We start from the raw sequence: 13,206 nt of genomic DNA, 5'->3' as shown, positions 1-13,206 counted from the left end.
ATAACAGAGAGTTTCTCTAATTAGAACCGCTTCGCACGTAATTCGTGAACGACTCACATGCATGCGTTCAGAGCGATGTGTCAGCGCCCGAGCGCATCGAGCACGTGCAGCAATTCCTTGCGTAACTGGTCGACATCCACGAGCGCCGTCGTACCTTCAGAAACCGGCGCAGCCACACCGTCGGACTGCCCGGCTTCATCGGCCGCTGCCCCATGCGAATCGAGCCGATTACGCGCGCCGTTAATGGTGAAGCCCTGCTCGTAAAGCAGTTCGCGAATGCGACGGATCAGCAAGACCTCATGATGCTGGTAATAGCGGCGATTGCCGCGCCGCTTCACCGGCTTCAACTGCGTGAACTCCTGCTCCCAATACCGCAGTACGTGGGGCTTCACGCCGCACAGCTCGCTCACCTCGCCAATGGTGAAGTAGCGCTTGGCGGGTATGGGAGGCAAGACGACCTTTTCGCTTGTCGATGTCATCGCCGGTTTGCCGTCGTGGTGGTTGCGCAATGAGGCGTCGCCGCCTGGGTCCTTGAAGTCCGCTCTTTCTACTTATTCGTTCACGCCCGCCATATTGCCACCGCCGCGGGCAAACAAGCTCAACGCATCAACGCGGGAAGCTTGCTTCGGCGCCGCTCTCCACGAGCGCCTTGAGTTTCTGGCTCGCATGGAACGTCACCACGCGACGCGCCGCGATGGGTATCGCTTCGCCTGTTTTCGGATTACGGCCGGGGCGCTGCGGCTTGTCGCGCAACTGGAAATTGCCGAAGCCGGACAGCTTCACGCTGTCGCCGCTTTCCAGCGCATCGCGAATCACTTCGAAGAAGGCTTCGACCATGTCTTTCGCTTCGCGCTTGTTGAGGCCCACGTTGTCGAACAGCAGCTCTGCGAGTTCGGCTTTGGTCAGCGTGGGCGTGTCGTTCGTGGCGCTTGCCGACGAGGCAGGAATGTCGCGAATCATGGCGCTACGCTGTGCCGCAAGAAGGGCTTCGAAATCACTCGAGTTCATTTCGTTCATCTATCTATGAAATGGCGCGCTTGCGGTTGCGGGGTTGACTTGCAACCTCGCAAACCAGCAAGCGATGTCGGTACGTGATGAGCCGAGGAGCTTATCCGCGCAACCGGGCGCCATACACTCGAGCCAGGCGATCCACCAGGGACTTGATGGCCGCATCGACCGTTTCGTCCTGAAGGGTTCCGCCAGTATCTTGCAGGGTCACCCGGAAGGCAAGGCTTTTCTCGTCCGCGCCAAGTCCGGAAGTATTTGATTTTGCACGAAATTCATCGAAAAGCGCAACCCTCTGCACAATCCGGCAAGCCTCGTCTTGCATACCCTTCTGGAGCTCGTCGAGCAGCGCTTGCACCTCGATCTTTTGATCGACAACAAGCGCGATGTCGCGACGGACCGGCGGGAACTTCGAGACTTCGGTAGGCGTGGGCAGCTCGCGCGCCATCAGTGCGTCGGCCTCGATCTCGAAGAGCATCGGTGCGTGCGGCAGGTCGTACTTCTGCATCCAGCGCGGATGCAGCTCGCCAATCCAGCCCACGGACTTGCCCTCGACTTCGATGCGCGCGCTACGTCCCGGGTGCAGCGCGGGGTGCTCGGCCTTCACGAAACGCGGCGCCTTGGCCGCGCCAAGCGATGCGAACAGCGCTTCGAGATCGCCCTTCACGTCGAAGAAGTCGACGCCGCGCGTCTGCGCGCCCCACTGCTCTTCGAGCGCGGGACCGTAGGCGAGTGCGCCGATCATCTTCGGTTGCGCGAAACCTTCCACTGCCATCTCGCCGGCCTTGATCGACGGATCGTTCAGGAACACGCGGCCCGCTTCGAACACGCGCACACGGTCGGCGCGGCGGTTGAGGTTGTGGCGCAGCACGTTGATGAGGCTTCCGAACAGCGTCGTGCGCATGACCGAGAGCTGGCTCGCGATCGGGTTCAGCAGCTTCACGGGATTCGCGTTACCGGCGAAGTCCTGCTCCCACTCGGCGTCGACGAAGCTGAAGTTGATCGTCTCGGCGTAATCGCGCGCCGCGAGCGCGTGACGAATGGCGTGGATCGAGCGGCGCGTTTCGTGGGTCGCGCGCATTTCGCTGCGTGCCACCGGCGGCAGCGCGGGAATCTTTTCGACGCCGTAGATACGCGCGACTTCTTCGATCAAGTCTTCTTCGATCTCGATGTCGAAACGGTACGCCGGCGGCGTCACGCTGAAGGTCTCGTCGCCCGCATTGTCCGCGCTACGCGCGAACGTGAGGCCGAGGCGCGTGAAGATTTGCGCGATCTCATCGGCACTGATCTTCACGCCGATGATGCGGTTCGCGCGTGCCACACGCATCGTCACCGGCTCGCGCTTGGGCACGTTCACCGTTTGATCGTCGATCGGGCCGGCTTCCCCGCCGCAGATGTCGAGGATCAGTTGCGTGATGCGCTCGATGTGCTCGACGGTCGTCGACCAATCCACGCCGCGCTCGAAACGATGGCCTGCATCGGTCGAGAAGTTGTAGCGGCGCGAGCGGCCACGAATGCTGTCCGGCCACCAGAATGCGGCTTCGAGATAGATGTTCGTGGTGTCGAGCGTGACGGCCGTGCTGTCGCCGCCCATGATGCCCGCGAGGCTTTCGATCTCGCGGTCGTCGGCGATCACGCCCACGGTTTCATCGACTTCGACGGTGTTGCCATTGAGCAGCTTGAGCGATTCGCCCTTCTTGCCCCAGCGCACGTCCATCGAACCGTGGATCTTGTCGAGATCGAACACGTGCGACGGACGGCCCAGTTCGAGCATCACATAGTTGGAAATGTCGACGAGCGCCGAGATGCTGCGCTGGCCCGAGCGTTCGAGGCGCTCGACCATCCACATCGGCGTTTTCGCGTGCGCGTTCACGCCGCGGATCACGCGGCCCGAGAAGCGGCCGCACAGGTCCGGCGCCGAGATCTTCACGGGCAGCTTTTCGTCGAGCTTCACTTCGACCTTCGGATACACGGGTGCCTGCAACGGCGCGCCGGTGATCGCAGCCGTTTCGCGCGCGATGCCGTACACCGAAAGGCAATCGGCCTTGTTCGGCGTGAGCTTGATTTCGAAGATGGTGTCGTCGAGGTTCAGCGCTTCGCGGATGTCCTGGCCGATCGGCGTGTCTTCCGGCAGGATCATCAGACCGCTGTGGTCTTCCGAAAGCTTGAGTTCGCGTGCCGAGCACAACATGCCCTGGCTTTCGACGCCGCGCAGCTTCGAGAGCTTGATCGCGAAGGGCTTGCCGCCCTCTTCCGCGGGCGGCAGTTCGGCACCCACGAGCGCCACCGGCACCTTGATGCCGGGCGCAACATTGGGTGCGCCGCACACGATCTGCAGCGTCGCGCCGGTGCCGGCGTCGACCTGCGTGACGTTGAGCTTGTCCGCGTCCGGGTGCTTCACGACTTCGAGCACGCGGCCCACGACGATCTTCGTGGTGGGCGGCGCGGCCGGGCTCAGGCCTTCGACTTCGAGGCCGGCCATCGTAAGCGCGTGGGCGAGTTCATCGGTCGTGAGCTTCGGATCGACAAAGCTTCTCAGCCAGGATTCGGGGAATAGCATTTGGTTTTACGTTCCAGACAGATTGTGACCGTCGCAAAGCGGGTTCTCGCGCACCATTCGCAGGTGCTGCGTCCGCCTCGCGCTCTGCAAGCGAATGCGTCGCTTCGTTCAGGCGAACTGACGCAAAAAGCGCAGATCGCCTTCGAAGAACAGGCGCAGATCCTGCACGCCATAACGCAGCATCGTCAGGCGTTCGAGGCCGCTGCCGAACGCAAAGCCGATGTAGCGCTCCGGGTCGAGGCCCATGTTGCGGATCACCGTGGGGTGCACCTGGCCCGAACCTGAGATCTCGAGCCACTTGCCGGCGTTCTTGCCTTGCTCGAACATCATGTCGATTTCGGCCGAAGGCTCCGTGAACGGGAAGTACGACGGGCGGAAGCGCACCTTGATGTCGTCACGTTCGAAGAACTTCTTGAGGAAGTCGGTGTAGACGCCCTTCAGGTCTGCGAAGCTAATGTTCTCTTCGATCCACAGGCCTTCGACCTGGTTGAACATCGGCGAGTGCGTGGCGTCGCTGTCCACGCGATACGTGCGGCCCGGCACGATCACCTTGATGGGCGGCGTGTGCGTGCGCGCGTAGCGCACCTGCATCGGACTCGTGTGCGTGCGCAACAAAAGCTGACGGCCATCCGCGTCCTTGCCGTCCACGTAGAACGTGTCCTGCATGGAGCGCGCCGGATGGTTTTCCGGGCTGTTGAGCGAGGTGAAGTTGTACCAGTCGGTTTCGATCTCGGGACCGTCGGCCACGTCGAAGCCGATCGAGCCGAAGATGCGCTCGACGCGTTCCCACGTCTGCATCACGGGGTGCAGGCTGCCCGTGCCCGTGCCGCGGCCCGGCAGCGTGACGTCGATCGCCTCGGCGGCGAGACGCTGGTTCAGAAGCGCGTCGGCAAGCGCCTGGCGACGCGCGTTGAGCGCGGCTTCGACCTGCTGCTTGACGGCGTTGATGCGTGCGCCTTCGGTCTTGCGCGTTTCGGCGTCGAGCTTGCCCAGACCCTTGAGCAGTTCGGTCAGCGCGCCGGACTTGCCGAGAAAGCGGGCCTTTTCGTTTTCAAGCGTGTTGACGTCGGGGGCGCAAGCGAACGCGCTTTGCGCGTCGGCGACAATCTGGTCCAGATCCATTGATCCCATCTTTTCAGCGTCAGAGTTTGAGACTTGGAGCATCTCCGCGCTCACGGCACGCCATGATGAATCGAGGCGATGACGGCGCGAAGACACTGCATGAAGCGGCGCAAGAAGCGTCATTACCAACAAAAACGGGGCTCGGTGAGGAGCCCCGTTTTTGTTGCAGCATCACCGAAACAACCGGACGCTGCTGCAACGAACCTGCGCAATACCTGCTATCAGGCAGCGACGGCGGCCTTCACCTGCTTGACGATCGCAGCAAATGCAGCCTTGTCGAACACAGCCATGTCAGCCAGAACCTTGCGGTCGAGTTCGATCGAAGCCTTCTTCAGGCCGTTGATGAACACGCTGTAGGTCATGTCGTGCTGACGCACCGCCGCGTTGATACGCGTGATCCACAGTGCGCGGAACACACGCTTCTTGTTGCGGCGATCGCGGTAGGCGTATTGGCCAGCGCGCATGACCGCCTGCTTGGCGATGCGATAGACGTTATTGCGACGGCCGCGGTAACCCTTGGCCAGGTTGATGATCTTCTTGTGGCGGGCCCGTGCGGTAACCCCACGTTTGACTCGAGGCATGTTTCGCTCCTATGAGTTATCGGTTGAGGATTACGCGAACGGCAGCATTGCGCGCACGGAGTTCAGATCGGAATCATGAACGGCCGTTGCACCACGCAGATGACGCTTGTTCTTGGTGGTCTTCTTCGTCAGGATGTGACGCTTGAAGGCTTGACCGCGCTTGACGGTACCGCCCGGACGAACCACGAAGCGCTTTGCAGCGCTCTTCTTGGTCTTCATCTTCGGCATGACAGACTACTCCATTATTTGATGGACATGGGTGTGCGGTTGACGCGGTGTTCACACACCTTGCCGGGACTCCGCCCTTCGAAACCCACTCCACTTGTTTTGGCGACTGGCTGGCTTTTGAAAAACAAGCTTGCCGCCGCTTTCAGGAAAAACGCCCGTTTGCCGCACTTCACGTGCGGCGCGCGGGCGCCGTTCCGGAACCTGCTTCCCGCCTTCTGCGCGCAAGGGCGCAAAGACGTCTTTGAAAACTGCTTTCGGCCGCCGCGCATCGTTTGACGCGCGACTTGCCAATTACTTCTTCTTCTTCGGCGAGAGCACCATGATCATCTGGCGCCCTTCCATCTTCGGCATTTGCTCGACCTGACCGACTTCATCGAGGTCGGTGCGCAGGCGCTCGAGCATACGCATACCGATTTCCTGGTGAGCCATTTCGCGGCCCCGGAAACGCAGCGTGATCTTCGTCTTGTCGCCATCTTCGAGGAAGCGGACGAGATTACGCAGCTTGACGTTGTAATCGCCGTCGTCGGTGCCCGGGCGGAATTTGACTTCCTTGACCTGGATGACCTTCTGCTTGAGCTTGGCCTCGTGCTGCTTCTTCGACTCCTGGTACTTGAACTTGCCGTAATCCATCAAGCGGCACACGGGAGGCACCGCCTGAGGAGCAATTTCAACCAGATCGACGTCCTGCTGTTCCGACATGCGGAACGCATCGGCCAGCTTTACGATGCCGAGCGGCTCATTCTCGATTCCGACGAGACGCACCTCGGGTGCAGTGATTTCACCGTTGATGCGATGCGACTTATCCGTAGCGATGTTACGTTTCCTCTAAAAATTAAAAAAACGAGCCGCGCTGCCGCAGTGGCTTACCTGAACGTCTTGACGTCTTCCGCAAGACGCGCTGTAAAGGCATCGACAGGCATGACACCCAGATCGACGCCGCCACGGGCACGCACGGCTACCGTTTGTGCTTCACGCTCCTTGTCGCCGACGACAAGCAGGTACGGGACCTTCTCAAGCGTGTGCTCGCGTATTTTATAGCTAATTTTCTCGTTGCGCAAATCGGCCGTCACTCTAAGCCCTTGTTTTTGCAACGATTGGACCAGATTCGCGGCATATTCGGCCTGACTTTCCGCGATATTCATCACAACGGCCTGCACCGGAGCGAGCCACGGCGGCATCGCGCCGGCATGGTGCTCGATCAGAATCCCGAGGAAACGCTCCATCGAACCGAGAATGGCGCGGTGCAGCATGATCGGGCGGCGGCGGCTGTTGTCTTCGGCCACGTACTCGGCGCCGAGGCGCTCCGGCAGCACCATGTCGAGCTGCAGCGTGCCGCACTGCCACGAACGGCCGAGCGCGTCCTTGATGTGGTACTCGACCTTCGGACCGTAGAACGCGCCCTCGCCCGGCAGCTCTTCCCATTGCAGGCCGCAGGCCGTGAGCGCATCGCGCAGGCCCTGCTCGGCGCGATCCCACGTCTCATCCGTCCCCGCGCGCGAATCCGGGCGCAGCGACAGCTTGATGTCGATGTGATCGAACCCAAAATCCTTGTAGATGCTCATCGCCAGCGTGTTGAACGCGATCGACTCGCTGATGATCTGGTCTTCCGTACAGAAGATGTGCGCATCGTCCTGGACGAAGCCGCGCACGCGCATCAGGCCGTGCAGCGCGCCCGACGCCTCGTTGCGGTGGCACGAGCCGAATTCCGCGTAACGCAGGGGCAGATCGCGATACGAGCGCAGGCCGTGGTTGAACACCTGGACGTGGCCCGGGCAGTTCATCGGCTTGATCGCGTAGTCGCGCTTTTCCGACTCCGTCGTGAACATGTTTTCACGATAGTTCTGCCAGTGACCCGACGCTTCCCACAGCGAGCGGTCCATGATCATTGGCGTCTTGATCTCGTCGTAGCCGGCCACCCGCAGACGGCCGCGCATGTACTGCTCGACCTGCTGCCACAGCGTCCAGCCCTTCGGGTGCCAGAACACCATGCCCGGCGACTCGTCCTGCATGTGGAACAGGTCGAGCTGCTTGCCGAGCTTGCGGTGATCGCGCTTTTCGGCCTCTTCGAGCATGTGGAGGTACTGGTCCTGGTCTTCCTTCTTCGTCCAGGCCGTGCCGTAAATGCGCTGCAGCTGCTCGTTCTTCGAGTCGCCGCGCCAGTAGGCGCCCGCGACCTTCATGAGCTTGAAGACCTTGAGCTTGCCCGTGGACGGCACGTGCGGGCCGCGGCACAAGTCCGTGAAGCCACCGTGCGAGTACAGCTTGATCTCTTCCGCGCCCGGAATCGATTCGATGATCTCGGCCTTGTACTTCTCGCCAATGCTCTTGAAGTAGTCCACGGCTTCGCCGCGCGTCACGACGCGGCGCGACACCGGCTCGTCCTTCTTCGAGAGCTCCTGCATGCGCTTTTCGATCTTTTCGAGATCTTCGGGCGTGAAGGGGCGGTTGTAGGCGAAGTCGTAGTAGAAACCGTTGTCGATGACCGGCCCGATCGTGACCTGGGCTTCCGGATACAGCTCCTTCACCGCGTAGGCCAGCAAGTGCGCCGTGGAGTGACGGATGATGTCGAGGCCGTCGGCATCCTTGTCCGTGACGATGGCGAGCGATGCGTCGCGATCGATCAGCGTCGACGTATCGACCAGTTCGCCGTCGAGCTTGCCGCCGAGCGCCGCCTTGGCGAGGCCGGGGCCAATCGAAGCCGCCACTTCGGCGACCGTGACGGGATGATCGTACTGTCGAACCGAACCGTCGGGCAGACGTATCGCAACCATGTTTTTCTCCAGAAGTGCCGCGAAGGCACATCGTATTGTTCGTGGGAACAGACCGCGGAAAACTTCGCAGCGAAAAAAAATGCGGCCCCGCTTTCGAGGGGCCGCATTCACTTTTCAAACCAGACTGCAGAGGCGAAAGAGGTCCTCGACTAGCGTCGCTCCGAAGTAGTTTCGGTAAACGTTCGCGGTGTCATAACCGTAGTCGCCTTGAGCGCGGAGCGCTTTTTACTGCACTTGAAGCCTCGGCAAAACCACCGCCGCGACCTCGATTTCGTTGGTAGGCTCGATTGGACTCGAACCAACGACCCCCACCATGTCAAGGTGGTGCTCTAACCAGCTGAGCTACGAGCCTGAAGAAGAGAGATTATATGAAGTACCCGCAGACTTGGCAAGCATTTTTTGCAGCGCGCCAATTCCGCGGCCGCCTCAACCCTTGCGCGACGCCCGCTGCACCCCGCCCACCTCGCCCAGCAGCACACAGGCTCGCTGGATCTGCGCGGAATTCGACACCTCCACCGTGAACTGCATATACGCCGCATTGCGGCGCGACTGCGTCTTCACGCCGATCACATTCATCTTCTCGCGCGCGAACACTTCGGAGATGTCGCGCAGCAAACCCTGGCGGTCGGTGGCCTCGATCGAAATATCGACCGGATAGACCGACTGGCCGCGCCCGCCCATCACGTCGGCGGACCAGGTCGTGTGCAGCACGCGCTCGGGCGCACGGTTGGCCATGCGCTGGAACGTGGGGCAATCGCTGCGATGGATCGACATGCCCTTGCCGCGCGTGACGAAACCGCTGATCGCATCGGGCGGCGCGGGCCGGCAACAGCGCGCGAGCTGGGTCAGCAGCGCATCCACGCCGACCACCAGCACGCCCGACGACCCGCCATGCGCAACGTTCGCGCCGCTCGCGCGCTTGGTGAGCTGCTCGGGCGTCTCTTCTTCGGGCTCGGCCGCGGGTCCATCGTGCAATGCATGCTCGACGTTGCGCAGGCTGAACTCTTCCTTGCCGACCACACTGAAGAGGTCGTCGGGCGACTTGAAGCCAAGCTTGGCCGCAAGCTGATCGAGATTGACCGATGTGCGGCCCTCGCGCTGCAGCGTCTTTTCCACCATCGCCCGGCCATTGGCGATGTTTTCCTGCGCCTCGATCGCGTTGAACCACGCCCGCACCTTCTGACGCGCGCGCGGGCTATGCAGATAGCCAAGCTGCGGATTGAGCCAGTCCCGAGAGGGCCCGCCCTCCTTCACCGAGACGATTTCGACCGTCTGGCCGTTGCGAAGCTGGGTGTTGAGCGGCACCATCGCGCCATCCACCCGCGCGCCGCGACAGCGATGACCCAGTTCGCTGTGCAGGTGATACGCGAAGTCGAGCGGCGTCGCACCTTGCGGCAACGCGATCACGCGCGCCTGGGGCGTGAGGACGTAGATGTGGTCGTCGTCGAGCGTGGCCTGGCGCAACTGCTCCCACGGCTGGCGCCCGTCCGACACATCGTCCTTCCAGGCAAGCAGCTGGCGCAGCCACGCGATCTTCTCGTCGTAGCTGCTGCTCGCGCTGAACTGGCCGCCGTAGCCCTTCGCACCGGCCTCTTTGTAGCGCCAGTGGGCGGCGACGCCGTACTCGGCGAACTGGTGCATCTCCTGCGTGCGGATCTGTACCTCGAACGCACGGCCGTCGTCGCCGATCACGACCGTGTGCAGCGAGCGATAACCGTTGGGCTTGGGGCGCGAGATGTAGTCGTCGAACTCCCTGGGCACCGGCTGCCACAGGTTGTGCACGATGCCGAGCACCGTGTAGCAATCCTTGATGTCGGGCACGATCACGCGGAACGCACGCACGTCGTACAGCTCGGAGAAGTCGATCTCCTTGCCGCGCATCTTCTTCCAGATGCTGTAGATGTGCTTGGGCCGCCCGCTCACCTCGGCCGGGATATGCGCCGCGGCAAGCTCGCTCTGCAACCGCGCAATCGCCTCGGCCACATAGCTCTCGCGCTCCACGCGCTTTTCGTCGAGCAGCTTCGCAATGCGCTTGTAGGTAGCGGGCTCCTGAAAGCGGAATGCTAGATCTTCGAGCTCCCACTTCAGTTGCCAGATGCCCAGCCGGTTGGCGAGCGGCGCATAGATTTCGAGCGACTCGTGCGCGATCTCGGGCGCCGGCGTGATCTTTGCCGCGGCATAAAAGCGCAGCGACTGCAGGCGCGACGCGAGCCGGATCAGCACGACGCGGATGTCCTGCGCGAACGCGAGCAGCATCTTGCGCAGCGACTCGACCTGCGCGCGCCGCGCCGCCTGGGCGTCGCGCCCTTCGCGGCCCGTTTCGGGCACCGCTTGCTGCGCAGCGCGCAAGCTCACGGTGCCAAGCCGCAGCAGCTTGCGCACGTCGAACACGAGCTTCGCGACTTCCGCGCCGAAGCGCGCTTCGAGCATGGCTTCCGGATCGTCGAGATGCGGCGCGAGATTGAAGAGCGCCGCGGCGAGCACGGCAGGCGGATCGACGTTGAGCCGGCTCATGATGGACGCCGTGCCCTGCGCGTGCTCGATGAGCGGCTCGCCGGTGGAAAGACGTGCGTCACCGGCGTGCTCGCGCACGAACGCAAGCGCGTCGTCGAGCGACGGCAGCGCGCCGGTATCGGCGGAAACGGCGGGGGCGGGAGGAACGGTGTCGCTACTCATGAGGCGATGCCCGCCGGCATGCCGGACGGGCGACAACGAAAAGGATCAAACACACTCGGTGAAATTACGCCGACTGAACGGCTCGCGCTCAATCATGCTCAATCGCGCTGCGCAGCCACCACGACGATCTCGACGAGGCATTCCGGATTCGCGAGCTTCGCTTCGACCGTCGCGCGCGGCGGCGTCGCGCCTTGCGCGACCCACTTGTCCCACTCGGCGTTCATGCCGGGGAAATCCTTCATGTCGGCGATATAGATCTGCACCGAGAGGAGCAGCGACTTGTCGCTGTTCGCCTCGCCCAGCAGGCGGTCGATGTGGCCGAGCACTTCGCGCATCTGGCCGGCGATGTCCTCTTTCGTGTCCTCGGCGATCTGGCCAGCCAGGTAGACGGTGCCATTGTGGATGGCGGTTTCCGAAAGACGCGGGCCAACGTGGTGACGAATGACTGCCATGAATATTCCTGTTGAGAAGTGAAAAACGGTCGACTTCCGGGCCGGCGACCCAGCGCGCATGCGCGCGCCGGAATATGCCGGCGAATCTCATATTATGACGCGCGAAGGGCCTCGCCGTCGAAGAAACGGCGCGCGATCGCGATCTGATCGGGCGCGAGGAACGCGGGCGCATGCCCGACGCCCTCGATTTCGACGCTCGATACATTGCGCCCCGTCTCGACCATCTTCGCGACCGTTTCACGCGAAAGCAGGTCCGAAAGCGCGCCGCGCACGACCAGCACGGGCCCTTCGAACGCAGCGAGCGAGCGCCACAGGAACTTCTCGCCCTCTTCGTTCTGCTCCGGCGTGATCGACTTGAAGGGTTCCGCAATGCGCGGGTCGTAGCGGTAGCGCCACTGACCGTCGACTTCATGCAGCAACGGCGTATTGATCTCGCGCCACTCCTCGGCGCTCAGCGGGCCGAACGAGGCCGCAAGAAGCGCCGCGTTGTCGATGCCTTCCTGGAGCGTGGCGAAGGTTCCCCCTTGTCCGACGTACTCGCCGATGCGCGCGAGCGAAGCGGGTTCGATATGTGGCCCGATGTCGTTGAGCAGCATGCGGCCGATTGGCGAGCCCGGCAGCCCCGCGAGCGCCATGCCGATCAACCCGCCCATCGAGGTGCCGAACCAGTCGACTTGTTCCACGCCGGTGCGCGCGATCAACGTGACCATGTCCGCAACGTACTGCGCGACGCCATAGCCGCGCGGGTCGAGCAGCCATGACGAAAGACCGCGCCCGGCGACGTCCGGGCATACAACGCGGTATGTGTCGGCCATGGCAGCGGCGAAGCGGTCGAAGTCGCGCCCCGAGCGCGTGAGTCCGTGCACGCACACGAGCACGCGCGGGTTGGCGGGGTCGCCCCACTCGGTGTACGCGATGCGGTGCAAGCCCGCGGGACTGAGACACTGCACAAATTGCTGGCGCGGCACGGCGGTCGATTCGGTCATCGCGGGATCCTCGCTCGAAGGCGCATCAAGGCTTTCGGCCGATTGTAAACGGCTTTGCCGCACGGCATCGGCGGCACAGCCGCACGCAAACCGCACCGAATCGCACCGCAAAAACGAAACGGGCGAGACCGAAGTCTCGCCCGCGGCGAATCATGCTTACGCTACGACGTTCAGCTCACGGCGCTCACATCGAGCGGCGCACCGGTCTTCGCCTTGATCTCGTCCACCGTCACGCCCGGTGCAAGCTCGGTCACCTTCAGGCCCGCGTCGCTCACTTCCATCACGCCGAGGTCGGTGATGATGAGGTCGACCACGCCCACGCCCGTCAGCGGCAGCGTGCAGGCTTCGAGAATCTTGTGCTGGTCGCCCTTCGCGACGTGCTCCATCAGCACGACCACGCGGCCAACGCCCGCCACGAGGTCCATTGCGCCGCCCATGCCCTTGATCATCTTGCCGGGGATCATCCAGTTGGCCAGGTCGCCCTTCTCGCTCACCTGCATGGCGCCGAGGATCGCCAGGTTGATGTGGCCGCCGCGAATCATCGCGAACGAGTCCGCCGACGAGAAAATCGACGAACCCGCCAGCGTTGTCACGGTCTGCTTGCCGGCGTTGATCATGTCGGCGTCCACTTCGTCCTCGGTCGGGAACGGGCCGATGCCGAGCAGGCCGTTTTCCGACTGCAGCCACACTTCCACGCCCGCGGGCACGTGGTTGGCCACGAGCGTCGGCAGGCCGATGCCGAGGTTCACGTAGAAGCCGTCCTGCAGTTCCTTCGCCGCGCGCGCGGCCATTTCGTCACGATTCCATGCCATGGTCGGTCTCCTT

General features: G+C 62.8%; 12 protein-coding genes and 1 tRNA gene. All 13 read right to left on the bottom strand.

Annotation, left to right across the window (positions count from 1 at the left end; translation table 11 throughout):
• Positions 1-80 precede the first annotated feature (80 nt).
• Positions 81-479, bottom strand: coding sequence for a MerR family transcriptional regulator (locus tag FAZ97_RS05235; RefSeq protein WP_158757496.1), 399 nt, complete (start codon positions 477-479; stop codon positions 81-83).
• Positions 480-606: 127 nt separating this feature from the next.
• The gene (locus FAZ97_RS05230; RefSeq protein WP_028204248.1) at positions 607-1,017 is read right to left on the bottom strand and encodes an integration host factor subunit alpha; all 411 of its coding nucleotides are present in this window, start codon (positions 1,015-1,017) and stop codon (positions 607-609) included.
• Between the two features lie 91 nt (positions 1,018-1,108).
• Positions 1,109-3,565, bottom strand: a complete 2,457-nt coding sequence (gene pheT / locus FAZ97_RS05225) for a phenylalanine--tRNA ligase subunit beta (protein ID WP_158757495.1) — start codon at positions 3,563-3,565, stop codon at positions 1,109-1,111.
• A gap of 108 nt (positions 3,566-3,673) precedes the next feature.
• Positions 3,674-4,687 carry a phenylalanine--tRNA ligase subunit alpha gene (gene pheS, locus FAZ97_RS05220; RefSeq protein WP_199272078.1) on the bottom strand — a complete coding sequence of 338 codons (1,014 nt, stop codon included), beginning with the start codon at positions 4,685-4,687 and terminating at the stop codon, positions 3,674-3,676.
• Positions 4,688-4,908: 221 nt separating this feature from the next.
• Positions 4,909-5,268: a 50S ribosomal protein L20 gene (gene rplT / locus FAZ97_RS05215; protein ID WP_004192938.1), complete on the bottom strand. Its 360-nt coding sequence runs from the start codon at positions 5,266-5,268 to the stop codon at positions 4,909-4,911.
• A gap of 30 nt (positions 5,269-5,298) precedes the next feature.
• Positions 5,299-5,496: a 50S ribosomal protein L35 gene (gene rpmI, locus FAZ97_RS05210; protein ID WP_004191477.1), complete on the bottom strand. Its 198-nt coding sequence runs from the start codon at positions 5,494-5,496 to the stop codon at positions 5,299-5,301.
• Positions 5,497-5,787: 291 nt separating this feature from the next.
• Positions 5,788-6,309 (bottom strand): translation initiation factor IF-3, encoded by a 522-nt coding sequence (infC, locus tag FAZ97_RS05205; RefSeq protein ID WP_158759059.1) that lies wholly within the window; start codon positions 6,307-6,309, stop codon positions 5,788-5,790.
• 50 nt (positions 6,310-6,359) lie between these two features.
• Positions 6,360-8,267 (bottom strand): threonine--tRNA ligase, encoded by a 1,908-nt coding sequence (gene thrS, locus FAZ97_RS05200; RefSeq protein WP_158757493.1) that lies wholly within the window; start codon positions 8,265-8,267, stop codon positions 6,360-6,362.
• Positions 8,268-8,542: 275 nt separating this feature from the next.
• A tRNA-Val gene (locus FAZ97_RS05195) sits at positions 8,543-8,619 on the bottom strand.
• A 74-nt stretch (positions 8,620-8,693) separates the two neighbouring features.
• On the bottom strand, positions 8,694-10,943 hold the full coding sequence (locus FAZ97_RS05190; protein ID WP_158757492.1) for a RelA/SpoT family protein: 2,250 nt from the start codon (positions 10,941-10,943) through the stop codon (positions 8,694-8,696).
• A gap of 98 nt (positions 10,944-11,041) precedes the next feature.
• Complete coding sequence (locus tag FAZ97_RS05185) at positions 11,042-11,395, bottom strand: RidA family protein (RefSeq protein WP_158757491.1); 354 nt, start codon at positions 11,393-11,395, stop codon at positions 11,042-11,044.
• A gap of 92 nt (positions 11,396-11,487) precedes the next feature.
• Positions 11,488-12,381 carry an alpha/beta fold hydrolase gene (locus tag FAZ97_RS05180; RefSeq protein WP_158757490.1) on the bottom strand — a complete coding sequence of 298 codons (894 nt, stop codon included), beginning with the start codon at positions 12,379-12,381 and terminating at the stop codon, positions 11,488-11,490.
• Between the two features lie 170 nt (positions 12,382-12,551).
• A complete protein-coding gene (locus tag FAZ97_RS05175) occupies positions 12,552-13,193 on the bottom strand; it encodes a CoA transferase subunit B (protein WP_158757489.1) in 642 nt (213 codons plus the stop codon).
• Positions 13,194-13,206 lie beyond the last annotated feature (13 nt).

The organism is Paraburkholderia acidiphila, from assembly GCF_009789655.1.
GTDB classification, from domain to species: Bacteria; Pseudomonadota; Gammaproteobacteria; order Burkholderiales; family Burkholderiaceae; genus Paraburkholderia; species Paraburkholderia acidiphila.
Note: the sequence above shows the minus strand (reverse complement) of the source record. Positions and strands in the feature narration are given on the sequence as shown.

Bases quoted from the DNA above. Each gene is read 5' to 3' on its own strand.
- FAZ97_RS05235 (WP_158757496.1), bottom strand. From the start codon at position 479: ATGACATCGACAAGCGAAAAGGTCGTCTTGCCTCCCATACCCGCCAAG.
- FAZ97_RS05230 (WP_028204248.1), bottom strand. From the start codon at position 1,017: ATGAACGAAATGAACTCGAGTGATTTCGAAGCCCTTCTTGCGGCACAG.
- pheT (WP_158757495.1), bottom strand. From the start codon at position 3,565: ATGCTATTCCCCGAATCCTGGCTGAGAAGCTTTGTCGATCCGAAGCTC.
- pheS (WP_199272078.1), bottom strand. From the start codon at position 4,687: ATGGATCTGGACCAGATTGTCGCCGACGCGCAAAGCGCGTTCGCTTGC.
- rplT (WP_004192938.1), bottom strand. From the start codon at position 5,268: ATGCCTCGAGTCAAACGTGGGGTTACCGCACGGGCCCGCCACAAGAAG.
- rpmI (WP_004191477.1), bottom strand. From the start codon at position 5,496: ATGCCGAAGATGAAGACCAAGAAGAGCGCTGCAAAGCGCTTCGTGGTT.
- thrS (WP_158757493.1), bottom strand. From the start codon at position 8,267: ATGGTTGCGATACGTCTGCCCGACGGTTCGGTTCGACAGTACGATCAT.
- FAZ97_RS05190 (WP_158757492.1), bottom strand. From the start codon at position 10,943: ATGAGTAGCGACACCGTTCCTCCCGCCCCCGCCGTTTCCGCCGATACC.
- FAZ97_RS05185 (WP_158757491.1), bottom strand. From the start codon at position 11,395: ATGGCAGTCATTCGTCACCACGTTGGCCCGCGTCTTTCGGAAACCGCC.
- FAZ97_RS05180 (WP_158757490.1), bottom strand. From the start codon at position 12,381: ATGACCGAATCGACCGCCGTGCCGCGCCAGCAATTTGTGCAGTGTCTC.
- FAZ97_RS05175 (WP_158757489.1), bottom strand. From the start codon at position 13,193: ATGGCATGGAATCGTGACGAAATGGCCGCGCGCGCGGCGAAGGAACTG.